At 57.1% G+C, this 722-nt stretch carries 1 protein-coding gene; it reads right to left on the reverse strand.

Annotated features, from left to right (window positions below):
- Positions 1–60: 60 nt before the first annotated feature.
- Positions 61–282, reverse strand: a complete 222-nt coding sequence (locus ACXJ7R_RS35295) for a helix-turn-helix transcriptional regulator (protein ID WP_457155825.1) — start codon at positions 280–282, stop codon at positions 61–63.
- Positions 283–722 lie beyond the last annotated feature (440 nt).

The raw sequence follows: 722 nt of genomic DNA on the forward strand, positions 1-722 counted from the left end.
CCTGACTGGAGGTCGGCTTCCTGCTCGAGTGGCATTGACTGAATTGTACGGTTGATAACGCTACGCAACGTCACGTGTTGGCCATGCCCCGAGAATGGATGAGTGGGTTTCTGCCCGCCGGCGCCGCTCGTAGGCTTCCACGTCTTCGATGGAATAAACGACCTTGCCGCCCAGCTTTATGTAGCTCGGCCCGGTCTTTCTCCATCTCCAACGCTCAAGAGTTCGGGCGCTGATGCGCCAGCGTTTGGCCAGTTCGCTCTGCTCAAGAAAAGCCCTGTTCAAATATGGTCTCCGGCACCAGGATCGACTCGCAACAATCTACAGGAAAACGTTCCTAGACGCTAGTTTTATCCAAAGTTTTCCAACGCTTACGCACATTTGCGACGGCCTTCGCTGTGCTGTTGAGCACGGTTGTAGGTTGGCTACACAGGTCGGCATGGCGAAAACAAAAATGCACCCACTCAGCTTCGGACCGCACCCACTCCCATCCTGCCGACTGACCGCCGCCGAGCGCCTCGCGGAGGTCGCGGAAATCCTCGCCTTAGGCCTCACGCGTCTTCGTGCCCGGCAGTCAAGCGGACTATCTGGCGAGCGGGAGAATAGTTGCGTGGACTTCACCGCCAACCAGAGCGGTGGTGCCGTCGAAACCTTTGCGACGGAGAATGCTTGATGACCGACAAAATACTGGCCCGCCTGGCCGAATTGAAGACGATAGATACTGT

Source organism: Mesorhizobium sp. P5_C1 (genome assembly GCF_054049815.1).